Annotated in this window: 19 protein-coding genes and 2 pseudogenes; 11 read left to right on the forward strand and 10 right to left on the reverse strand. The window is 58.8% G+C overall.

Translation table 11 applies throughout. The features are described from left to right. Window position 1 precedes the first annotated feature (1 nt). The 5 genes from F4V58_RS05000 to F4V58_RS05020 all read left to right on the forward strand — a co-directional run bounded on the left by F4V58_RS05000 (window position 2) and on the right by F4V58_RS05020 (window position 7,666). Window positions 2–1,708, forward strand: a complete 1,707-nt coding sequence (locus tag F4V58_RS05000) for an ABC transporter substrate-binding protein (protein ID WP_084559691.1) — start codon at window positions 2–4, stop codon at window positions 1,706–1,708. Between the two features lie 13 nt (window positions 1,709–1,721). After that, window positions 1,722–2,306: an adenine phosphoribosyltransferase gene (locus F4V58_RS05005; RefSeq protein ID WP_075733885.1), complete on the forward strand. Its 585-nt coding sequence runs from the start codon at window positions 1,722–1,724 to the stop codon at window positions 2,304–2,306. Between the two features lie 48 nt (window positions 2,307–2,354). After that, window positions 2,355–4,649 carry a RelA/SpoT family protein gene (locus tag F4V58_RS05010; RefSeq protein WP_075733887.1) on the forward strand — a complete coding sequence of 765 codons (2,295 nt, stop codon included), beginning with the start codon at window positions 2,355–2,357 and terminating at the stop codon, window positions 4,647–4,649. Window positions 4,650–4,857: 208 nt separating this feature from the next. Continuing rightward, window positions 4,858–6,951: a bifunctional metallophosphatase/5'-nucleotidase gene (locus F4V58_RS05015; RefSeq protein ID WP_075733889.1), complete on the forward strand. Its 2,094-nt coding sequence runs from the start codon at window positions 4,858–4,860 to the stop codon at window positions 6,949–6,951. Window positions 6,952–7,066: 115 nt separating this feature from the next. Beyond that, the gene (locus tag F4V58_RS05020) at window positions 7,067–7,666 is read left to right on the forward strand and encodes a DUF421 domain-containing protein (RefSeq protein WP_245803035.1); all 600 of its coding nucleotides are present in this window, start codon (window positions 7,067–7,069) and stop codon (window positions 7,664–7,666) included. A gap of 88 nt (window positions 7,667–7,754) precedes the next feature. On the opposite strand, the gene F4V58_RS05025 is transcribed toward F4V58_RS05020, so the two are convergent. From F4V58_RS05025 to F4V58_RS05035, 3 genes are all read right to left on the reverse strand, one after another. Next, the gene (locus tag F4V58_RS05025) at window positions 7,755–8,009 is read right to left on the reverse strand and encodes a hypothetical protein (protein WP_075733891.1); all 255 of its coding nucleotides are present in this window, start codon (window positions 8,007–8,009) and stop codon (window positions 7,755–7,757) included. Window positions 8,010–8,109: 100 nt separating this feature from the next. Further along, a complete protein-coding gene (locus tag F4V58_RS05030) occupies window positions 8,110–8,421 on the reverse strand; it encodes a hypothetical protein (protein ID WP_075733893.1) in 312 nt (103 codons plus the stop codon). A 231-nt stretch (window positions 8,422–8,652) separates the two neighbouring features. Beyond that, on the reverse strand, window positions 8,653–9,522 hold the full coding sequence (locus F4V58_RS05035; protein WP_075733895.1) for a peptidylprolyl isomerase: 870 nt from the start codon (window positions 9,520–9,522) through the stop codon (window positions 8,653–8,655). 131 nt (window positions 9,523–9,653) lie between these two features. Between F4V58_RS05035 and tpx the strand changes: the two genes are divergently transcribed. The 3 genes from tpx to hisS are packed head-to-tail and all read left to right on the forward strand — an operon-like array spanning window position 9,654 to window position 12,129. Further along, complete coding sequence (gene tpx / locus F4V58_RS05040) at window positions 9,654–10,148, forward strand: thiol peroxidase (RefSeq protein ID WP_075733897.1); 495 nt, start codon at window positions 9,654–9,656, stop codon at window positions 10,146–10,148. Window positions 10,149–10,206: 58 nt separating this feature from the next. Then, window positions 10,207–10,851, forward strand: coding sequence for an MBL fold metallo-hydrolase (locus F4V58_RS05045; protein ID WP_075733899.1), 645 nt, complete (start codon window positions 10,207–10,209; stop codon window positions 10,849–10,851). A gap of 6 nt (window positions 10,852–10,857) precedes the next feature. Then, entirely contained in the window at window positions 10,858–12,129 is a 1,272-nt protein-coding gene (gene hisS, locus F4V58_RS05050; RefSeq protein ID WP_075736525.1) for a histidine--tRNA ligase, read from the forward strand. 125 nt (window positions 12,130–12,254) lie between these two features. Here hisS and F4V58_RS05055 read toward each other — a convergent pair whose 3' ends face one another. Further along, window positions 12,255–12,821: a TetR/AcrR family transcriptional regulator gene (locus tag F4V58_RS05055; protein ID WP_075733901.1), complete on the reverse strand. Its 567-nt coding sequence runs from the start codon at window positions 12,819–12,821 to the stop codon at window positions 12,255–12,257. A 170-nt stretch (window positions 12,822–12,991) separates the two neighbouring features. On the opposite strand from F4V58_RS05055, the gene F4V58_RS05060 reads away from it, so the two are divergent. The 3 genes and pseudogenes from F4V58_RS05060 to F4V58_RS13050 form a co-directional block, all read left to right on the forward strand. Beyond that, entirely contained in the window at window positions 12,992–13,693 is a 702-nt protein-coding gene (locus tag F4V58_RS05060) for a hypothetical protein (protein ID WP_075733903.1), read from the forward strand. Further along, window positions 13,690–14,940, forward strand: a pseudogene (locus F4V58_RS13045) (YhgE/Pip family protein); the annotation flags it as partial. The gene F4V58_RS05060 and the pseudogene F4V58_RS13045, both read left to right, overlap by 4 nt. Window positions 14,941–15,090: 150 nt before the next feature. After that, window positions 15,091–15,711 (forward strand): annotated as a pseudogene (locus F4V58_RS13050) (YhgE/Pip family protein); the annotation flags it as partial. Here the strand turns inward: F4V58_RS13050 and F4V58_RS05070 are convergent. The 6 genes from F4V58_RS05070 to ypfJ all read right to left on the reverse strand — a co-directional run bounded on the left by F4V58_RS05070 (window position 15,708) and on the right by ypfJ (window position 22,649). Beyond that, window positions 15,708–17,123, reverse strand: a complete 1,416-nt coding sequence (locus tag F4V58_RS05070) for an L-serine ammonia-lyase (RefSeq protein WP_075733905.1) — start codon at window positions 17,121–17,123, stop codon at window positions 15,708–15,710. The pseudogene F4V58_RS13050 and the gene F4V58_RS05070 sit on opposite strands and share 4 nt — an antisense overlap. A gap of 58 nt (window positions 17,124–17,181) precedes the next feature. Next, entirely contained in the window at window positions 17,182–17,859 is a 678-nt protein-coding gene (locus F4V58_RS05075) for a CE1759 family FMN reductase (protein ID WP_075733907.1), read from the reverse strand. Then, the gene (locus tag F4V58_RS05080) at window positions 17,852–18,952 is read right to left on the reverse strand and encodes an LLM class flavin-dependent oxidoreductase (RefSeq protein WP_075733909.1); all 1,101 of its coding nucleotides are present in this window, start codon (window positions 18,950–18,952) and stop codon (window positions 17,852–17,854) included. Before F4V58_RS05080 ends, F4V58_RS05075 begins: the two co-directional genes overlap by 8 nt. After that, window positions 18,953–19,669: a CBS domain-containing protein gene (locus F4V58_RS05085; RefSeq protein ID WP_075733911.1), complete on the reverse strand. Its 717-nt coding sequence runs from the start codon at window positions 19,667–19,669 to the stop codon at window positions 18,953–18,955. It lies immediately after the preceding gene. A gap of 106 nt (window positions 19,670–19,775) precedes the next feature. Continuing rightward, on the reverse strand, window positions 19,776–21,368 hold the full coding sequence (locus F4V58_RS05090; RefSeq protein ID WP_075733913.1) for an inorganic phosphate transporter: 1,593 nt from the start codon (window positions 21,366–21,368) through the stop codon (window positions 19,776–19,778). Between the two features lie 345 nt (window positions 21,369–21,713). Beyond that, window positions 21,714–22,649, reverse strand: a complete 936-nt coding sequence (gene ypfJ, locus F4V58_RS05095) for a KPN_02809 family neutral zinc metallopeptidase (protein WP_075733914.1) — start codon at window positions 22,647–22,649, stop codon at window positions 21,714–21,716. Window positions 22,650–22,696: the final 47 nt, after the last annotated feature.

Consider the following 22,696-nt stretch of genomic DNA (forward strand, 5'->3'; position numbering starts at 1 on the left):
CATGGTATTTGAGTGGCGTCTACGTGGTGTTATCGCCGCCGTTGGCTGCGCGGTAGCACTTGCCTCCTGTGGCACGCAGGGCTTAGAGGAGGAAATCCCCGCTACCCCTGCGCCTCCCAAGTCGACCGACTACTTCGGCTACCAGGTGCCCTCTGGACTGGTGACCACCAATGCTGGTTCAGCTTTCGGTGCTGCCTCGAATGCCCAGTTCCTTTCCGGGAGGCTGTACCCCGCAGCCTTCCTCCCCGGCCCCGACGGCCAGCTGATTCCCAACACCGACTTGGTGACAGCGGAGGAAACCCCGCCAACCCCGGAGGGTTTGCGCCAAATCCATTATTCTATTTCGCCTCACGCCGACTTCTCAGACGGCGTCCCGGTGACGTGCGAAGACTTCCTGCTGGCCTACACGGCCGGGTCTATGCCCTCGCTTTTCGGGGCCCATCTTCCTCTCGCACATGACATTGACCATCTCGATTGCGCCGCCGGGGCCAAAGATTTCAACGTTGTGTTGAAACCCGGGCTTGGGGACAGGTGGCGTTACCTGTTCGGACCGGGAAGTGTGCTTCCCTCACACGTCATTGCGGACAATTTGGGTATGTCACAGGAAGACCTGGTAGCTCGCCTGGTTTCGTGGGATCCCGCGCAGATCGGAGACATTGCTCACCTATGGCGCTGGGGCTTTATGCTCGGAGAATTTGATCCCCAGATGCAGGTATCCTACGGTCCCTTCGTAATTGACCATGTAGGACCTGGAGGCGAGGTCATCCTGGTACCAAACAAGTCTTATTACGGCGACCAACCGCACATAGAAAAGCTGGTTGTTTGGCCCAGCTACGCGGATACCGCAGAGCTAATTTCCAACGGCGCGTTGCGGATTGCTGACACTACGGGCGGTGTCCCTGACTGGGCAACTCAGCCACCCGTGGAAGCCAACTTCGAGGTGGTTTCCGAAGTAGGCGAGCTTACAGAGACGTTAATTCTTTCCGATTCCGGGCTATTTAGTGATGAAGCTGCCCGCCAGGCTTTCGCCGCCTGCGTAGATCAAGACCGGCTGGCCGCTATTAGCTCGGAAAAGTCTGGAATGGCGGTAACCCCGGTGTTCCTCCATTCCTTGCGGCACAACGATCCCATCTCCAAACAGCTCGCACCCGTGGCAGAGCCTCACCGTGGGGTGGATATCCCGGCGGCCAGCGCCCTAACCGGCACCACCGTGAAGGTGGGATATCTTGGGCCTGATCCGCGCTTTGCCGCCATGGTAGAGGCGCTCCGATTGTCTTGCGAGCCCGCCGGAATTAACGTGGTGGATTCCGCTACCGAATCAATGTCCGCCACCTATTTAGAAGTAGATCCGGAAACCGGGCTGCCCACCATCGACGCCTTCTTAGGTGCCGTGGATCCGATGACGGAATACTCCACCGTGGACTCCCAAATCCGCCGGGTGGAAGACCTAAAACGCGCAGAGGAGGAACTGTGGCGAACGGTCCCAACCATCCCGGTGGCCGCTCAACCTCGAACTTTTGTTATCGACAAAGACGTAGCAAACGTGGTTCCATACACTGGACTGGTGGGCATAGGCTGGAATATGGACCGGTGGGCCCTGAATCCGGCCCCTACGGTTTCCGGAAACAGAGATTCCGGTCGCGCCACAGCTTCCACGCCCGCTACATTGTCCGTTTCTTCTGACCGTGAGGAAACGGTTAAAGAATAATTTTCTCACCCCCATGAATACTTCACATTCACTCTCAAGGAAGGCACCTGCTGTGAAAAAAAGCTACGCATCCGCCCAAGAAGCTCTAGAAGACAAGGTCCGCCTCGTTCAAGACTTTCCTGAAAAGGGAGTCCTGTTTGAGGACCTCACGCCCGTACTAGCTGATGCGGAGGCTTTCGCTACCGTTGTTGACGGTCTGGCGGAGGCTTGTGAAAAACTAGGCGCGGAAATGATCGGCGGGTTGGACGCCCGTGGTTTCCTCCTGGGTTCCGCCGTGGCTTACAAGTTGGGGCTGGGTATCCTGGCTATCCGCAAGGCGGGGAAACTGCCTCCACCGGTCTTTCACCAGGAATATGAACTGGAATACGGCAGCGCAGCGTTGGAAATCCCCCGGAACGGCGCCGATATCAAGGGAACCAACGTCGTGCTGGTTGATGACGTCCTGGCCACCGGTGGGACCCTCTACGGTGCCAAGCTTTTGCTGGAAGCGGCAGGAGCGAACGTGGCCGGCAGCGTTGTCATAATTGAGGTACCCGGCCTAGGCGGGCGCGAGCGCGTTTCGGATGCCCCACTCGTAGTACTGGGAAACAAGGACTAGTATCCTTGTAACCTACTGAATCTGCGGCTTTGAAAAAGAGGGTGTCCTATGAGTAACCAACGTCCCGTAAAACGCCCCAACCGTGGAGGCATGCGCAGTATGTCCGCGCGCCTGGCCAGGTCACTGACCGGTAACAGGGCCAAGAATAACCCGGTTTTGGATCCACTTCTGTCCATCCACAAACAGTTTCACCCGCGTGCGGACGTGGAACTGCTAGACCGTGCTTATACCACTGCGGAAAAGCTTCACGAAGGAGTGTTCCGCAAGTCCGGGGAGCCGTATATCACCCACCCGCTAGCGGTGGCCACCATCGCCGCAGAGATAGGCATGGACACCACCACCATTGTCTCCTCGCTGTTGCATGACACGGTAGAGGACACGGATTACTCTTTGGAAGACCTCACCAATGACTTCGGCCCGGAGGTCGCCCGCCTGGTTGACGGGGTCACCAAGTTGGACAAGGTGGCCCTCGGTGCGGCCGCAGAGGCGGAGACCATTCGCAAGATGGTTGTGGCTATGGCCACCGACCCCCGCGTCCTGGTTATTAAAGTGGCTGACCGCTTGCATAACATGCGGACCATGCGCTTCCTACCCCCGGAGAAGCAGGAGTTGAAGGCCCGGCAGACCCTAGACGTGATCGCCCCGCTCGCTCATCGCTTGGGAATGGCAAGCGTGAAGTGGGAACTAGAAGATCTGTCCTTTGCCATCTTATACGCCAAGAAGTATGACGAAATCGTGCGCATGGTCGCGGACCGGGCGCCGTCGCGTGACAAGGCGCTCAAAGAAATTACCCGTGATACTTCCGCAGCTTTGAAGGACAACGGAATCACCGCTGAGGTTATGGGCCGTCCAAAGCACTACTGGTCTATCTACCAAAAGATGATTGTCCGGGGACACGAATTTAATGAGATCTTCGATCTAGTGGGGATCCGCATTCTGGTCGACGACATCAACAGCTGCTACGCCGCCATCGGAGTCGTCCACTCGTTGTACTCCGCCCTGCCCGGACGGTTCAAGGACTATATTTCCTCTCCGCGCTTTGGTGTCTATCAATCGCTTCACACCACCGTGATGACCGACTCCGGCAGCACACTAGAAGTGCAGGTGCGTACGCATGACATGCACTACAACGCTGAGTTCGGCGTGGCCGCCCACTGGCGTTACAAGGAGACCCGGGGTAAAAATGGTGCCGGTGACGCGGAAGTAGATCAGATGTCGTGGATGCGCCAACTTTTGGATTGGCAAAAGGAAGCGGCTGATCCTAACGAGTTCCTTGACTCCCTGCGCTACGACTTAAAGAACCAGCAAATATTCGCCTTTACTCCGAAGGGGGACGTGATCACTCTTCCGGCCGGGTCGACTACGGTCGACTTTGCCTACGCGGTCCACACTGAAGTGGGACACAGGTGCATTGGTGCCAAGGTCAACGGCAAGCTTGTTGCTCTGGAAACCGAGCTGAAGTCCGGGGATAAGTTAGAGATTTTTACCTCCAAAGACGCCGGCGCAGGCCCGTCCCGCGACTGGATGGAATTTCTGGTATCCCCACGTGCCAGGGCAAAGGTCCGCCAGTGGTTTGCCAAGGAACGCCGCGAAGAACACCTCGAACGCGGCCGGGATGCCCTGGCAACCGAAATCCAGCGGGGTGGGTTGCCCATGCACAAGCTGTTTTCGCCGGAATCCATGAAGCAGGTCGCGCGCCAACTGCATTTCGCCGACGTTGACGCTATGTATACCGCAATCGGTGCGGGACACGTCAGCTCCAAGCACGTAGCCAATCAACTCATGGCCTTGTTCGGTGACCAAGATGATGCTTTGGACGCACTGGCGTCGCGCACCAGCCTGACCGAGCTGGAGAGAAGCCGTAGTTCAGCCACCTCAGATTCCGCCTCAGGGGCGGGAATCTTGGTTGATGGCAAGAGTGACGTCATGGCTAAATTAGCCAAGTGCTGCCAGCCGGTGCCCGGCGATGAGATTTTTGGCTTCATCACCCGCGGTGGGGGGATATCAGTTCACCGTTCTGACTGCACGAATGCGGAGAGGTTGCGGCAGGAACTAGACAAGATGGTTGACGTCGCCTGGGCTACCGGCAGTGATAGGTCTGGGTCTTTTACTGCCACAGTTCAAATTGAGGCGCTCGATCACCAGGGGCTGCTGTACGAGCTCACTAAGGTTTTCTCCGACCAAAAACTCAACGTCCTCAACATGAGTTCAAACAGGGGAGAGGACAATATTTCCGTCATGCGGTTTACCTTCTCCGTCTCAGACCTCAAGCAGCTAGGTCAACTGATGACCACCCTGCGCAACACCGCAGGCGTCTTTGACGTCTACCGCGTGACTGCCTAGGGAACAACTCCGGCGGGTAGCCACAACGGTTACAGGCGCGAACCCGGGTGTGGCGGACTGGAAGTCCTCCCCGCCCGGGTTTTCCCCTTATTAACGCCGGGCAAACGCCAGGTGGCTGAGCCATAAATTTTCTCATCTTACCCTGCGCGAGTTGCGGCAATAGGCTACAAACGAAGGCGTACCGTTTCTCAACACTCAGGAGTATCCAATGGGTTTATCTCGCCTTTTCGGCCGTTTTCTGGCCGCGACCACCGTTACCTCTCTCGCGCTCACGCAGGCACCGTCAGCCATGGCAGCTGAGGCGGACCAGGTGGAATTCTCGGTCACCAACATCACCGATTTCCACGGACACCTGGAAGAAGATGACTACAACAAAGAGCTTGGTGCAGCCAAGCTCTACTCCTTGGTCAAGCAGGTAAACCAGGGCCAGGAGTACGTTATGACCACATCAGGGGACAACGTGGGAGGCTCCGCGTATGTTTCTGCGGTGGATGGTGACAAATACACACTTGAGGCCCTCAATCTTTTTGATATCAAGGCCTCCGCAGTAGGCAACCACGAGTTCGACAAAGGAACCAAGGACCTCATCAACCGGATTATCCCGGAATCCAACTATCCCATCCTGGGCGCTAACGTCACGGAGAATGGAGCACCCCTGTTGGAGTCCTCAAAGGTAGTAGAGGTCAACGGGGTCCGTGTGGGCTTTGTGGGGACCGTGACCACCAATACCGCCGGAAAGGTAAACCCGGGGCTCATCCCGGGCGTAGAATTCTCCGACCCAGTGGCGGCTACGAACGCTGAGGCCAAGAAACTTAAAGAATCCGGCTCCGCGGACATTATTGTGGCCTTGATGCACGAGGACGCAGGCCAGCTGGCACCTAGGTTTAGCGACGACGTCGATATTGTCTTTGGCGGGGACACCCACGTGCGCACTAGCGGCCGTGATGACCGGCCTAGTGGTCACAGCCTGGTGTGGGCGCAGGGCTTCGAATACGGCAAGATCCTCAATGACGTTGACATTGTCTATGACACAGCGGAGAAGAAGATTATCTCAGCGAACCTCAAGCAGTACACCTATGAGGACGGTAAAGATCTTTCTCCAAACCCGCAGGTTGAAGCGGTCGTGGCCAGGGCACGGGCCTCCGCAGATGCAGCCGGCAAGGTTGTCATCGGTGAGATGCCGCGACCTCTTTTCCGTGGCTCCGATGAAGGCAAGGGCTCCGGCACTAACCGTGGTGTGGAGTCAACCCTCAACAATTTCATCGCCCAAGCCCAGCTGGTCCAGATGGAGCAGTTCAGCGGCAAGGACATCGATCTGGCAGTGATGAACGCCGGTGGCGTGCGCGCCGACCTCCCGCAGGGAGAAATTACCAACCAGGATGTCTTTACCGTACAGCCCTTTGGAAACGGCCTGTCCTACGCGGAGATTAGTGGCGCACACCTAGTCAAGGCCTTTGAAAACCAGTGGAAGGACGGAGCTGAGGGCCGCCCTCGTCTGGCCATGGGTGTGTCCAACAACGTACAGGTCATCTATGATCCCACCGCCAAACCGGGTAGCCGCATCACCCGCGTGACCATTGACGGAAAGCCGGTGGAAGCTGGTCAGACTTACACTATCGCGCTGTCGGAGTTCCTGGCTGCGGGTGGGGACGGCTACTTCGAGGAGGGGTCCCTCCAGCGGGTTAGCAACGTGGGTCTTCCCGATTTGGACGCATTCAAAGCCTATATCTTGAATGAGAACAAAGAGTTCCGCGATGGCCAGGGCCAGATTGGTATCCACGTTTCCGGTGAGGTCAAGCCGGGCGAAACCGTGAGCGTCGATCTTTCCTCGCTGAACTACACCACCGAAGGCGAGCCCATGGCCAAGACCGTGACCGTCAAGCTCGGAGACCTTTCGCAAACCGCAGATATTGATATGACCAAGCAAGACGGTGATGACCAGTTCGGTGAGCGCGGCCGGGCGCGGGTCAGCTTTGATTTGCCGGCGGACTTTGATACCTCAAATCCTGTCTTGGAGGTCACTACCGACGCCGGCACGAAAGCTACGCTGCCCCTGCCTGCCGCTGACACCATGCCTGGAGATAACACTGGTTCTAGCACTGACAGCGGTTCGAGCACGCAGACAAAGCCCGACACTGATAAAGGAAGCTCCGATAAGGTTGGGCCTGGGGTGGGCATTGCCGTTGGCGTTGTTGCCAGCGTCCTAGCCGGAATTGCCGGGCTACTGCACTTTGCCCCGCAGTTGCTTCCTGCGCCGCTACGCAAGATGGTGGAAGATCTGTGCCACAAGATGGGTCTCTAGGACTTTAAGACAGCACAGGATAGCCGCAGAAGAATCCGGGTAGAGGGGATTGCCTGAGCCACGAGCCTTGGGTAATCCCCCTCCGCGATAGGTGGGTTCAGGTAGGCTAAGACGCGTGGAATGGCTAAATCTTGTAGGCAGGGAATTTGTCTACCAACTTGGAATTCAACCGCACCGGATAATCGTGGTGGTGGCTGCCACCTTGGGCATCTATCTAGCTTTTATGGTTCTGGTGAAGATCTTTGGTTCCCGGGTTTTGACGTCCGTCACTGCCTCCGACGCGGTCATCATCATTATGTTCGGTGCCGTATCCGGCCGTGTCATTGCTGGAAACCCGCCCACGCTAGCCGCCGGAATCATCGGGCTTACCACCTTGATGGTTCTGGAAGCTACTTTCGGAACCGTTCGGAGGTTTATTGGGTGGTCCCGCTTCATCGACCGGCCACCGGTTCTGCTGATGTTCGCGGGGGAGGTCTTTGAGAAAAACATTAACTACGCGCATATTAGCCGAAATGATATTTCTTCGGCCGTACGCAAAGCCGGGCTCGGGCGCCTTTCTGACGTGCAGGTAATGATCCTCGAGCCCACGGGCCAAATATCCATCATCCGCGCCGGCCAGCCAGTGGATCCCAAGATTCTCAGCGACGTTCGCGGCGCGAAAGAGGCTTTGGAGGCTCGCAAGCAGGCTCTGGAGGAAGAGCCCACGGAGGGGTAGCGGCTCTTCAGAGCAGCAAAATGCCGGTCCCGCGCGATTGTTTAATCGCGCGGGACCGGCTTTGGCTTTTCCGTTTGTCTAAGTTAGCTTACTTAGGCTGCGGGAATAGACGGAATACGCTGTCCATCGTGCGGATGATGGAAACAACGATCTCGATGTATTCCTTGATCATCTTTGGAGTGATCTCCGCAGAATCATCATCACTGCTGGATCCGGATGAGGATTCATCCTCGTTGGCAGTCACGGTGGTGTTGTCTGCAGCCGGTGCGTACGCGGTGCTGGAGAACGTCAGCGCGGTTGCGGTTACGCCGGCAACCAGGGTCTTGCGAAGGGAAAGCTTCATAGTGTGGTCCTTAGTTTAAGGTTTTGGGGACTGTTGCTGAATAAGGGCCGCTCCAACGCTGAACATTGGGGCGACCCTAGCTTCTTTTAATCCCGGAAGATTAGAAAGGAAGCTTGAAGTACTTGGACAGGAAGCCCATGAGGATTCCTAGGCCGGAGATGATGGCGGTAGCAACGCCAATCCAGTCCTTGATGTCCTTAGGCTCAACGCTGGAAGAAGAGTCATCCTTCTTGTCCTTCTTGTCAGAGGAAGTGGAGGAGTCATCCTTCTTCATAGGAGTGGTGGTAGCAGCTGGAGTGGTGGTAGCTGCTGGGGTGGTGGTGGTCTCAGCGGAAGCAACGGAGGCGCCACCGAAGGTAACGGTAACAGCAGTTGCAGAAGCAAGGAGAGCCTTGCGGGTAAAGAACTTCATATCGATCCTTAATATTCTTAGAAGTTGGGAAGTTTCAGACTCACACCATGATAGTCGGTCACTCTGTCCCGTGCAACAGTACGCGCGGAAATTATGAGCATTTAATCTGTATCTCTCTAGGCGTGAGTGCTCGTAGAGGGGCCTTCGAGTGTGTTTTACCGGGCAGGTTTTCGTCCGCCCGGCCGGGCGCAGCCTAAGAATTTTTAAGCATTTTACGCTATGTCGGAGCCCCTACTTGGCAACGGTGGCCTTCGTGATCTTGACTTCTTCGGCAGGAGCACCATCCGGTGCGCCGTCTGCAACGCCTGCTTTGGCAATCTTGGCAATCGTCTCTTTGCCCTTAGATGTTAGGTTGCCAAAGTAGGTGTAGTCAGGCGTCAACGTGGAATCAGCGTAGTTGATGAAGAACTGAGAGCCGTTTGTGCCCGGGCCGGCGTTGGCCATGGCGATGGAGCCTTCGGGGTAGATGGCCGGCTTGCCTGATTCTGATTCCTCAAGCTCATCGGTGGGGTATTCGTTGGCAAACTGGAAACCAGGTCCGCCGGCACCAGAGCCGGTGGGGTCGCCACACTGCAGGACGTTTAGTCCGCCAGCGGTCATACGGTGGCAGACAGAACCGTCGTAGTAGCCTTGGCTTGCCAGGTCGCTGATGGCGTTGACAGTACAAGGGGCTAGAGCGCGGTCGAGCTCCATCTCAATGTCACCTTGGCCGGTAGTAAAGCTTAAGGTCACAGTGCCCTCTGCCGGGATGTCTTGTGCTGCGGGGACTTTGGCCCCGTTGTTGTCACGCCCGGTTTCTTCGTATTCACAACTTACTGTTGCTGGAAGAGCCTTAGCGCGGGCTCCACTGAGGACCTTCAGGTCCTCGGGTGCGTCTTGTTCCGTAGAAGTAGTAGGGGTGTCAGTTGGATCGGCCAAGTTCTCAGCCTTGGAGCCGTCCCGGGTGGATAGGAACCAAATCCCGCCAACTAGCGCCACGATTGCTAGGAGAGAGATGACAGCTATGCCCAGGGGGCGGGATTTTTCCTTGCGGTCGCGGTTCTTGAGCTCACGTTCAAGCGTTGCTCGCGCCTCTTTGCCACGTGCAGAATTATCAGCCACTGAAGTACTGCTTTCTTTAGAAGGTTAAATTGACCAACTCATCCTAACCAATCGCGTTGCTGTTACCTAGATAGGCGTGGCTGGCGGGGTGGCCGTGGCGCGTTGGGGCAAGGAGGTTTACAATCGGGCGCATGACACAAATCACTTTTAAAAATGAACCCGCCAACACCTGTGGGGAGCTACCTGCTGTTGGTGCGCCACTGCCTCACTTTGAGCTGGTAGGCGGAGATCTCTCCACCATCACCGGAAAGGACTTTGCAGGCAAGAAGCTGGTCCTGTCCTTCTTCCCTTCCGTTGACACCGGTGTGTGTGCCCAGTCGGTGCGCACCTTCAATGAAAAGGCCGCCGGCAAAGAAGACACCGTTGTCCTGGTCATCTCCGCTGACCTCCCCTTCGCGCAGGGGCGTTTCTGCTCCGCTGAGGGTATTGACAACGTAGTTGCCGGCTCGACTTTCCGCTCCAGCTTTGGCAAGGACTTTGGTGTGGAGCTTTCTGACTCCCCGCTGGAGGGCCTGCTGGCCCGTGGCGTCATTGTCACCGACGCAGACCACAAGGTGGTCTACACCCAGCTTGTGGGTGAGGTTACTGAGGAACCAGACTACGACGCGGCTATCAACGCACTCTAAACCAGCCTTTTTGGCCCGTACCCACGTTGGGTACGGGCCTTTCGCTACGCTATGAGCTATGGAACTTTATGGATTTGCCGCCGGGCCTTATGAGTCGAATACCTATATCGTTGCCAATGAGGGCCGCGCTTTTGTGGTGGACCCGGGCATTCACGCAGCTAAGCGGGTGGTGGCCATGCTGGAGGAGCACTCGCTGACCCTTGAGGCTATCGTGCTGACGCACGGTCACGTGGACCACACCCGCGAGGCCGGTGACCTGGCCGCCATGTTTAGCGTTCCGGTCTATATCCACCCGCTGGACGCGCCCTATCTGAATGGAGGCAAGTGGATTTCGGATCAGTCCAAGGTCCTCTTCGATATTGAGGGCATGGTGCCAATCGCTGACCTGCGGGAGCTAAGCGGGGACGGCCTTGAGCTCATTGGCGCGAAATTTGGGTTGCTCCACGCGCCCGGGCATACCCCAGGCTCCACGCTGATTGTGGGTGAAGGCTTCGCGTTTACCGGAGACGTTTTGTTCAAGGGCACCATTGGGCGCACGGACTTTTATGGCTCCGATGACGCGGCTATGCAAGCCAGCCTGCGGGGGCCGGTGTGGTCACTTCCGGATGCCACCGCCATTTTGCCGGGTCACGGCGCCACTACCACCATGCGCGCAGAGCGGGCCACCAATCCGTTTCTTATCCGCATCGGGGAGGTAATGTAGATGTCTATGAGTGATAAAAAGCAGTTCACAGCGCCCAAGGGTGTTCCTGATTACGCGCCTCCGGCTTCAGCCGCGTTCTTTCAAGTCCGGGACAACTTAATCCGCCAAGCTCATCTATCGGGTTTCCAGCACATTGAGCTGCCCATTTTTGAAGAAACGGGCCTGTTTGCCCGTGGTGTGGGTGAGTCCACAGACGTGGTGAGCAAGGAGATGTACACCTTCGAAGATCGAGGTGGACGTTCTGTGACCCTGCGGCCGGAGGGCACCGCTGGCGTTATGCGCGCGGTCATTGAGCACAACTTGGACCGCGGTCAGCTGCCGGTGAAACTTAATTACTTTGGTCCCTTCTTCCGCTACGAGCGCCCGCAGGCCGGCCGCTACCGCCAGCTGCAGCAGGTGGGCGTGGAGGCCATTGGTTCTGATGACCCGGCGCTAGACGCTGAGGTCATTGCTTTGGCTGACCGTTCCTTCCGTTCCCTGGGCCTTTCCAAGTTCCGCTTGGAGTTAACCAGCCTGGGGGATAACACCTGTAGGCCGGCTTACCGGGAGAAGTTGCAGGAGTTTTTGTTCAAGCTCGATCTGGATGAGCAAACCCGCAAGCGCGCGGAAATCAACCCCTTGCGCGTGCTTGATGACAAGCGGGAGGAGGTGCGCGCCCAACTTGCTGATGCCCCCTTGATGATCGATCACTTAAGCGCAGAGAGCCAGGAGCATTTTGAGACCGTTACTGGTTTGCTAGATGACATGGGCGTGGAATATACCTTGAACCCGCGCATGGTCAGAGGGCTGGATTACTACACCAAGACCACGTTTGAGTTTGTTCACCCGCTGTTGGGCGCACAGTCCGGTATTGGCGGCGGTGGCCGCTATGACGGCCTGATGGCCCAGCTGGGCGGCCAGGACTTAAGCGGTATTGGCTACGGTCTGGGAGTGGACCGCGCCATCCTGGCCCTGGAAGCCGAAGGGATTACCCTAGAAGGCGTGGATCAGCGCGTGGCAGTCTACGGCGTGGCTATGGGTGCTGCCGCAAAGTCTGCCATGGCCGTGCTTATCAATGATCTGCGCCAGGCGGGTATTTCTGCGGACATGTCCTTTGGGGACCGGGGGCTGAAGGGCGCTATGAAGGGCGCTGACCGCGCGGGCGCCAGCTTTGCACTGGTGCTGGGTGACCAGGAGCTAGAAAACGGCACCGTGGCGGTCAAGGACCTGGTTGCGCACGAGCAGACGGATGTCGCTATAGGAGACTTGGTATCTTCCCTCAAAGCGCGTTTGGGTTAGCCCGTTTAAAAATATGAGAAGGACCGCAGTTCTTACCGGCTGCGGTCTTTGCTTTTGTTTTAGGCGAAGTCTCAGCGCCACCGGGAGCGCACAGGTCAGCGCCGGGGCTAAAATTGGGCGTTTGCTTAGCGGGCCACGCTTTTGAGGCCGGCGAGGTAGATTTTTACCATGCTGGAGCTCAAGTCGGGTTCGTAGACATCCACGTTGACCTTGCGGGGGCGGGTAAGGGCTAGAAGGCCCACGATGAACTGCCAGTGGGTTACGCCGGGGGCTATCTGCCCGTACTTCTTTCCCAGCGTGATGAATTCTTCGCCGCGCTCAAGAAGGGCGTCGCGGGTGTCGCGGAGTTCTTTACTGAGATCATCTAGGTTGGTAGGTGCCAGCGCCGGGACAAGTGCGCCCAGCCCCATGTCCAGAAGCTTGTCCGCATACGCCCGTACGCTCGCTGCGGCCGTTTCCGCGTTCATGCCCGCAATGGTGGCGTCCTGGAATGCCAGGAACTCGTGGGCCAGGTGTGCGCTGCACGCGATGATAAGAGAGTGCTTGTCGGGAAAGTTCCGGTAGACGGTGGCAATGCCCACGCCGGCGTGTTCGGCCACCTTTTCCAAGGCCACCGCGCTGCCGTGCGCGCGGATGAGTGTGGTGGCGGCTGCGATGATGGCCTTACGCCGGCGCAGTGCGTCTTGTCGCATGGCATCCTTTCGCAGTTAGTGCGGGGTTTTAGTGTTAGGCGAATGGGCGGCGCTTGACAATTGGCCGCCAGGGGAGTTCCATCAAGTGATAGTATACCCTCCACTTTCCTTTGGGGAGTCTTGTTTTCTTTACCGGCTCGGGACTCTTCAGGACGATTAGGAGCACCAAGATGAATCTCCACGCGCATAAGGAACCGGCCCCAGCGGCCCCACCTGCGCAGGTGGTGCTTACAACCCGCGACCTGGTGTTGGCTACCGGCTTTCAGATCCCCGATTTCAGGGTAATCACCGGACTAAACCTTATCCACGCCAGCCGCGAGACTTCCGCGACCGTGCTGGCGCTCACCCTGGCAGGGCGGATGAAGCCCAATTCCGGCGGCGTGGCCCTAGATGAGCGGCTAGTCACCCACCGGGAGCTATTCCGGGACGTCGCGCTGGCCGGAGCTGCGGAGATTGACCGCCTAGAGCGGCTGGTCCCAGCCTGGACCGTCGTGCGCGAGCAGGTGGCGTGGTCGCGGCCCTGGTACCAGCCCACCCCGCGCAACATGGACTGCGTGGAAGATGTTGCCCGCGCATTTGACGCCGTCGGGCTTGAGCTCGACGACGCGGCGCTGCGCGCCACCAAGGTGGGCGACCTTGACGTTTCCGCACGCCTCAAGCTGCGCACGGCCTTAGCGCTTATTGCTCGCCCAGACCCGACGCTCATTATTGTCGATGATATTGACCAGCTGCGTTCAAACCACCTGCGCCATAAATTCCTAGACGCGCTCAAACACTTGAGTTCCCAGGTACCTGTCTTGGCCATCTCTGCCAACGACGCCGAGGAAAACAACCACGTAGACAACGTGATCCGGATTGCGGGGGAGAAATGATAAACCTTACCCACGTGGGCTCGGAGCTGCGCCGCTTTGGCCGTGGAAAGCTGCCACCGGTCGCGCTGCTAGTCATTATTTTGCTCCCGCTGCTCTTTGGCGGCCTATTCGTGTGGTCTTACTGGGATCCAGTAGGCCGGATCCACAAACTGCCAGTGGCCTACGTGAATTCTGATGAGGGCGCGGAAGGCATGAACGCCGGGGAGCAGATAACCCAAAAACTTCTTGCCTCCAACCGCGTGACCTTCACCCAGGTCACCGCAGAGCAGGCCCGCGCCGGGGTAGCAGACGGAACCTACTACTTCGCGGTGGAAATCCCCTCAGACTTCTCCGCAGCAGTGGCCAGCGTTAAGGGCGATAACCCCCACCACGCCACGGTGCACACCACTTTTAACAATGACAACGGGCTCATTGCTACCACCCTGGGAAATCAGGTGGTCACGGTGGTGTTAGACACCGTCAACGCCAAGCTGGGGGAAAAAGTCACGGACAACCTCCTGGTTGGGTTCACTACCATTGGCGACGGCCTGGATAAGGCCGCGGATGGCGCAGGCCGGCTCAGCGAAGGCGGCGATCGCGCGCTAGACGGTGCCAAGAAGGTGGCCGCGGGGACCCAGCGTTTGCAGGAAAACTTGGACACCGCCAACCACGGCGCGGCCACACTTGCCGACGGCGCAGCGCAGCTCGACGCCGGCACCAAGCGCGCCGCCAACGGCGCGGACCAGCTGGCCGCAGGTTTAGAACAGCTCGACGCCGCCACCGCGCGTTTAGGTGAGGGTGCTGGGCAAATCTCCGGTGGCGTGGACCAGATCGGCGCGCTGGCAGACGAGGTCACGCGCGTCCAGGAACAACTGCTGGTGCCACTGGTCAACGTCTCCACGGAACTCAAGCGCACCAACATCCCAGTGGCGCTAGATCTAGCCCGCCAAGTCGATGGCACCATTTGGCAACTGCGCCGCGAGGGCTTGGGCCCTGCGGCGGAGATAACCACTAACTTAGCCCGCTTGCGCGAGGGCGCGGCGGAGATATCCCGCCAGCTTTCCGATCCCACGGCTGAATATGCCGGCGGAGTGGACCGAGCCGCCCGTGCCTCCCAAGAGCTGGCTGCAGGCTTACACCAGCTCGAAGATGGAACTTCCCGCCTAGTGGTGGGCACCAACTCATTAGCAGACGGAACCAGCAAGCTCACTGCCGGGGCGCAGCAGTTAACCGTGGGGGCCAACGCGCTGGTGGACGGCTTGGTAGAGCTAGATGAAGGCTCCGGGGAACTCGCGCTTAAACTCACCGAAGCAACAAATAAAGTCCCGCGCTTTGCTGACGCTAAGCGTTCCCGGTACGCAGAGGTCATGTCCACTCCGGTAAACCAGGAGCAGCAGGCGGACACACTATCGTTGTTCGGGGAGGGTTTGGCACCGGTGTTTATCTCCTTGGGCCTGTTCATGGGCTCCACGGTGACGTGGATGCTGCTGCGCCCGGTGCAGCGCCGTGCCGTTGACTCCGGGACCGCCCCAGTGCGCGTCGTCCTAGCCTCCTACCTTCCCGCGTTGGCCATTGGCCTATCCCAGGCCACGGTCATGTTCCTGGTCCAAAAGCTGGCGCTCGGTTTGCACGCCAGCCATGAGCTAGGCATGTGGCTGGCCATGTGCCTTACCGCCGCCACGTTCCAAATGATGACCCTAGGGATTAACTCCGCACTGGGGGCTACAGTAGGCCGGGTTATCTGCATCTGCCTGATGTCCTTGCAAATAGTCTCATCTGGAGGGCTTTACCCGCCGGAAACCCAGCCGGCCTTCCTGCGCTGGTTCCACACCTTTGATCCCATGACGTACTCCGTGCAGATTATCCGGCAGATGATTTTTCACATCGGAACACCGGGGACTACTGCAGACCACCGTTTGCTAACCGGAGTGCTGGCCCTGCTGGCAGTCCTGGCGTTATTCGCACTGTTAGCCGTAGTCGGTGCCAGGAAATCCCGGCGCTGGGTGTTAAAGGACCTTCACCCAGAGGTAGCGGTCTAGCAAGCAACCTGGGAGACGGCCAAGCCCATGGTTTTAGCCAAGCCTCCCAGGGAAGTCTCCTTGTATTTATCCATCATGTCGCGCCCGGTTTCGGCCATGGTCTCCACCACATGATCTAGGGAGACGTGGTGATAGCCATCGCTAAGCCGCGCCAGGCGCGCCGCGTTGATGGATTTCACCGCGCCAATGGCGTTGCGCTCAATGCACGGAATTTGCACCAGCCCGCCCACCGGGTCACACGTAAGGCCCAGGTTGTGCTCAAGCGCGATCTCGGCCGCGTTTTCTACCTGCGCCGGGCTGGCACCCAAAAGCTCCGCCATGCCTGCCGCGGCCATGGCGGAGGCGGAACCCACCTCACCTTGGCAGCCCACCTCCGCGCCGGAGATCGACGCGTTTTGTTTGATGATAATGCCCACGGCCCCCGCAGTCAGGAGGAAGCGCCGGGCCGACTCGGGCGTGAACCCGCCCAAAAACTGCTGCGCATAGTGCATGACCGCGGGGATAATTCCACACGCCCCGTTGGTGGGAGCGGTCACCACGCGCCCGCCGGCGGCATTTTGTTCATTGACCGCCAGCGCATACAAGTTGAGCCATTCCATGGCAGCCAAACCCCCGTCATCGGCAGGGGACCTTTCCAGGAGCTTCTTATGCAGCTGTGGGGCGCGCCGGGTGACATTGAGTCCACCAGGCAGGATACCTGTGGCAGCCAGGCTCTCGGTCACGCACTCCTGCATGGTTTCCCACACCAAGTCCAGGTGTTTTAGCGTGTAGTCTGCGCCGCCCTCCTCCCGGTGCAAGGCTTCCTCATTGGACAAAATGATTTCCCAGATGGGTTTTCCGGTGTTTTCGCAGATAGCTAGCAAGTCATCCGCAGAGTCGAACTCATAGGGCATAGCGTCTGTAACCGCAGCTACAGCCGGGCCGTGGGGGATATCGTCCGTGTCGCCAGCGCGCGATTGGGCGTCAAACTCCGCACGGGAAAGAATGAAGCCGCCACCCACGGAGAAATACTCCGCGCCGTGCGCTAGCGTGTCCCCGTTGGCATTCCACGCGCTAAAGATAACGCAGTTGGGGTGCTCCGGCACCGGGGTATTGTCAAAACGGATCTCAAAATCCACGGCACCCCACGGCCCCGTGGCCTTGCCCCGAGGCGGGATGACCTGGCCGGCAGCCGGCTTGGCGTCTAGTGGAACAGTCAGCGGATCCCAGCCCACCAACCCCAGAATGACAGCGCGGTCAGTAGCGTGCCCCTTGCCCGTTGCAGACAGGGAGCCGCGCAATTCGGCTTGTACCTTGGCAGGAAACTCCTCCAAGGATTCAACGAAACGTTTGGCGGCGCGCATAGGGCCCACGGTGTGGGAGGAAGAAGGGCCAATACCGACCGAGAAAATATCGCAAACACTAATAGCCATGGGGTGTTTTGCCTTTCTACAAAATGATGGGGGTCTTTGTACAAATGCGTTTCCCAGACTAGCCCCTGGGGTCGGTAACCTTCAGCATTTCCCCCAAAGGGGTAAATTTTGGCGTCTGGGTGCCACGGGCTTTTTCCCCGGTGCGGGTGGAGTCCCGGTCGTTTATCCCGGAAAGCCCGCCCACACGGTCAGTGGGAGTGACCATGGCGTCGGCCAATTGCGTAGCCGCAGTGCGGATCCGGCGCTCGCTTTCCCCCGGGTCATTGGAGCCGTCGCAGTCAGCAGCCACCAGGAAAATCCCGGTGGGCACCACCACCGCGTGAAGGTAGTTAAACAACGGCCGCATGGCGTAGTCCAACATCATCGCGTGACGCGTAGAACCACCGGTAGCGGCAATGAGCGTGGGCTTGTTTTCCAAGGCCGTGGGCTTGAAGGTGTCAAAAAACATCTTGAACATGCCCGAAAAGCTGCCCTGGAAAGCCGGCGTGACAGCAATCATCCCGTCTGCGGCTAACACCCGTGCCCGGGCGCTATCCAAGTGCGGAGTAGGGGTGTCCCAAGACGTCATCGCGTCCGCCATTTCGTGGGCAAGCTCGCGCAACTCAATGACCTGAATCTCCACGGCCTCCCCCCGGGCGGTGATGGCAGACTGCGTGGCCGCCGCGATGGCATCGGCCAGGCGGCGCGTTGCAGAGGGAGTGGACAGACCGGCGGTAACCACAGCCAAACTACGCACTGTGTTCCACCTTCCAGTGTGGCGCGTAATCGCGGAGCGTGGCGTGCACCGGTGGGTCAGAGGGCACGTGGTCCGGGCGGCGCTGTTCAAAGCGGCGGCGTAGCTCCGGCACGACCTGGGTGCCCAGACGCTCAATCTGATCCAGGACCACCTCCAGGGGCAAGCCCGCGTGGTCAATGAGGAACAACTGGCGCTGGTAGTCACCCACTACGTCCGCAAAGCCCAGGGTTCGTTCAATGACCTGTTCCACCGTGCCCACCGTCAAGGGAGTCTGGGCGGTAAATTCCTCCAGGCTGGGCCCATGGCCATAGACCGGGGCGTTGTCAAAGTAGGGGCGGAAAAAGTCCTTGGCCCCCTGCTCAGTGTCCCCAATAAAGACCTGGCCACCGAGGCCCACGATGGCTTGATCTGCCTGTCCATGGCCGTAGGCCTCATAGCGGCGGCGGTACATGCTAACCATCTTCTCGGTGTGCTCGGGGGGCCAGAAAATGTTGTTGTGGAAGAACCCGTCCCCGTAGTACGCAGCTTGTTCCGCTATTTGCGGGGAGCGGATGGATCCGTGCCAGACAAAGGGAGGGGTGTCATCGAGTGGAGCTGGGGTGGTGACAAAGCCCTCCAAGGGCGTGCGGTACTTTCCTTGCCAGGTAACGGAAGGCTCGCGCCACAGGCGGCGCAGCAGGTGATAATTTTCCACGGCTAGGGGGATTGCCTCCCTGATGTCTTTCCCAAACCATGGGTAGACCGGCCCGGTGTTGCCGCGCCCGAACATAAGGTCCACGCGGCCCCCAGAAAGGTGCTGCAGGAAGGCGTAATCCTCCGCGATTTTAACCGGATCATTGGTAGTGATGAGGGTGGTGGCCGTAGAAAGCAACAGGTTCTGGGTCTGGGCCGCGATGAAGGCTAGGTGCGTGGTGGGGGAGGAAGGTACGAAGGGGGGATTATGGTGCTCTCCCGTGGCAAAAACATCCAACCCCACTTCCTCGGCTTTGAGCGCTATGCGGGTCATGGCCTCAATGCGCTGGCCCTCGCTGGGGATAGTGCCGTTGACGGGGTCGCGGGTGACGTCGCCGATGGAAAATATGCCAAATTGCATCTAACTAACCGCCTTAAATAGTTCCGATAGGTCCGCTGCGGTGACTATCCGCAGGGGTTTTTGGTCGCGATGGCCCGCCTCAGTAATGATTGCCGCGAAGGCACGGGAGCCATCATCCGATACAACGCTTAAAGCTTCAATTAATTCCAGCGCACTAGCCTGCCGGGGTAAGAATACTGTACGTGCAGGCGGGCGGGCATATTTAAGGACCTCTCCCACCGTAGTGGATTCCAGCGTGCCATCCCCTCTTGCCTCACTGGCCACCCACTTGGCAATCACGTGGGTGGTCAGCAGCTGCTGGAACTTCCCTGCCGAATAGACAGGAAGCTGGGAATAATCTTTTTCCGCGATGACCTCCAAAGCCTCTGAAATGGGGGAACCGGGTTCCAGTAAAGCCACGTGTTGTGGCTTTAAGACAGACAGCGCCACCGGCGGGTTGAGCAGCAAGTCCCGCAAGGACTGGATGTCTTCTACTACTTGCTGGGCGGGCTCCGCGATGGGTTGGTTTCCGTAGTATTCGCCGTGTGAAATGGCGTTTCTTAAATAAGCGAAGTCCTTGAGCATGTCCTCCTGGGCACCGCTTACTAGCCCCTGGCGGCGGGCCTGTTTGGCCATCCAGGTAAAACCGTCCTTGGCGTCTGCGTGCAAGGCCTCGCGGAGGAAGCCTTCTATGTCATTGAATGCGACCAGAAACGGGCGCGCGCGGTGCTCAGTCATGCACCCTAGTGTACTTAGCCCACCGGTAGTGGGGTCCCCGCCACCAATGGACTCCGCAAGACCAGGGGTCTAGCGGGGGAGTTCTGATTGGGTGAGGTGTGAGCGCTTAGAAGACCACGCGCAGGATACTAACCGTGACGGCCGCAATACTAGCGGAGGCCGGAAGGGTGATGACCCAGGCCATGGCGATAGGCTTCATCAAAGACCAGTTGGCAGCCTTGTTGACCATACCCACTCCGAGAACCGCTCCAATGAGAATGTGGGTGGAGGAGACAGGAAGTCCCATGATGGAGGCCGCCATGACCACACCGGCAGCTGCTAGCTCAGCGGCGAAGCCGGATGAAGGGTGCATCTTGGTGATGTCCGTGCCCACCGTCTGGATGACGTAGCGGCCAATAAACCACAGGCCCGAGACCAACGCGATACCCATGGTAATCATCACGAAGGAGGGGACCTCCGCTTCCGAGTTAATGCTGCCGTTTTTCAACACATCGAGAACGGCCGCGAAGGGGCCAATGGCGTTGGCAATATCGTTGGAGCCGTGCGAGAACGCGAAGGCGGACGCGGTGAACACCTGCATCCAGCTAAACAGCAGGAAGGTTGAGCGGTCCAAAGACTTTTTCTTCAGCGCCTTGGCAAAAATAAATACCGCCATCCACACCAGCGCACCAATCATGCCCATCACCACAAAGTTCTGCAGCGGGGTCAACTCCAGGCCGGTGTGCTTGAGGCCCTTGAATAGCATCATGGCCGAAATTACTACCGAACCCAGAGCTGCCAGCAGCGGCACCCAATTCTCCAGCGCGCGGTGGGAGTCCACCTCCTTTAGATTCTTCTTAAAGGAGTGGAGCTGCCGGTAGTAGTCGGACTCCAAGTCCTCCGGTGCCACATCCTCGTCCGCCTTCAGTCGCCGGGCGTCACGTTCTAGGGCGTTGGTGTAGGAGATCTGCTGCAGCTCGGTCAGGCGCTGCAGGTGGTTCTGGTGTTCTTTTTTCAGCTCCGCCTTGCGGGTTTTGATTTCCCGGATTTCCTGGTCCGCTTTTTCGTTATAAACCAGGATGGAGGTCTTAATCCACTTGAATAATAGGTAGGCGGTCAGGCCGCCCAGAACGGGGGAGAGCACCCAGGAAAAGGCAATGGTGCCAATCCCGCCCCACTGCACCATCTCCAGGCCACCTTTATGCGTGAGAAAGCCCACGGTGAGCGAGGCACCAACAATGCCGCCGATGATGGAGTGCGTAGTGGAAACCGGCCAGCCCTTACGCGTGGCAATGAGCAGCCAAATGGCCGCGCCCAGCAGTGAGGACATCATGATGTACACGAACTCTAGGGGGTCAAGGCCCTCAATCGCGTTGAGGTCTACGATTCCGGAGCGGACGGTATCAGTAACGTCACCTCCGGCTAGGACCGCGCCGGATACCTCAAAGATGGCGGCCACGGCCAGCGCCTGCTTCATGGTCAACGTCCCCGCACCCACCGAGGTGCCAAAGGAGTTAGCTACGTCATTGCCGCCAATGTTGAAGGCCATGAATACCGCAAAAATAATCGCGGTAACCAAGATGATGTGGCCTGGCCTGCCGGAGGTGTAGTCCAAGGACCAGAAGATGAACCAGATCAGGGTTACTGACAACAGCAGCCCGAAAGTTATGTGCCAAATCCAGTTGGAAAGTGTTCCCGAGGACTGCTTCTGATTGATCATCGTTAACCTTTGCAAAGAGGTGGGTTACTGGCGTGTGATGCCTTTAGCCTATTACCTATACCCCCGAAAAATAAAACCGGCGGGTGTCCGCAATGGGGGAGCACCACGGTATCTCCGGAAACCTCGCTGCCACCGGGCCACTGCCCTCATGGCGGCGCGGGGAATACGCTCCACGCATGGGAAAGGCCACCCGCTACGCGGGTGGCCTCAGCCGGGCGTTGCAGCCACCGGACAGGGCCGTTGGTTGCCGTTGCCCGGACGCACAACTCTGCACAACTCTGCGCGGCGGCACCGCGCGCGGGGCAGTGTGCGCGGGGCAGTGTGCGTGGGGTCTACTGAGCCCCTTTAGTTGTTGTACACACCGCGCTCAAGGAAATCGCATGTGGACATGGTGCCGTGACCATAGCCGGTCAGGAAGGCCTCCGCGCGCTGCTGGGAGGAGCCGTGCGTCCAGGTATCTGGGCGGACCTGACCACCGGAGCGTTGCTGGATGTTGTCATCACCCACGGCGCGGGCGGCGTCTATGGCGTCTTGAGCCTGTTCGTTAGTGATGGTCTGGAGCATGGCGTTGTCACCTTTGTCGGCGTAGTGCGCCCAAATTTCGGCGTAGCAGTCCGCTTGCAGCTCAATTTTCACAGCGTTAGAGTCCGCGCCCGGGTCGTTGTAGTTAGACAAGCCCAGGGTTCCCTCCAGGTTTTGCACATGGTGGCCAAACTCGTGGGCCACAATATACATCTGCGCCAGCGGGGCGTTGTCCGCACCAAACCGGCGTAGCTGGTCAAAGAAGCTGGTGTCAAAGTACGCGGATTGGTCCACTGGGCAGTAAAAAGGGCCGGTGGACGCGGACGCGGTGCCGCAACCTGTCTGGACGGCACCGTCAAAGATGACGCGCCCGGGCTCAACGTAGTCAATGCCGGCCTGCTGTGGGAGCAGCTCCGCCCACATCCGATCCACGGAAATGGCCGCGTACATCACGCGGCAGTCGTCGTATTTGTTGCCGTCCTCAGGGGTTTGGCAGTGTGCGAAGGCGTCTTCGCCTTCCCCCGTACCCCCGGAGGATCGCCCGGCGGCAGGGTCGCGGGCCGGCTCCACCTGGGTCTGACCGGGTTGTTGCCCCAGGATTTGCCCAAGGTCGCCCGGGTTGCCGCCCATGAGGAGGAATAGCCCCACCATCACCAGGGTTCCCAGACCGCCACCGGCCGCCAGTGTCTTTCCGCGGCCGCCGCCGCGCCCCGAGCTGGCGCGCTTGCCGCTGAGGTCTGCATCTGATCTAAAAGTCATGGGGCTTATCTTTCCACAATATTGGCGGTCAAACACCGGGAAGTAGC

Source organism: Corynebacterium phocae (assembly GCF_008693075.1).
GTDB classification, from domain to species: Bacteria; Actinomycetota; Actinomycetes; order Mycobacteriales; family Mycobacteriaceae; genus Corynebacterium; species Corynebacterium phocae.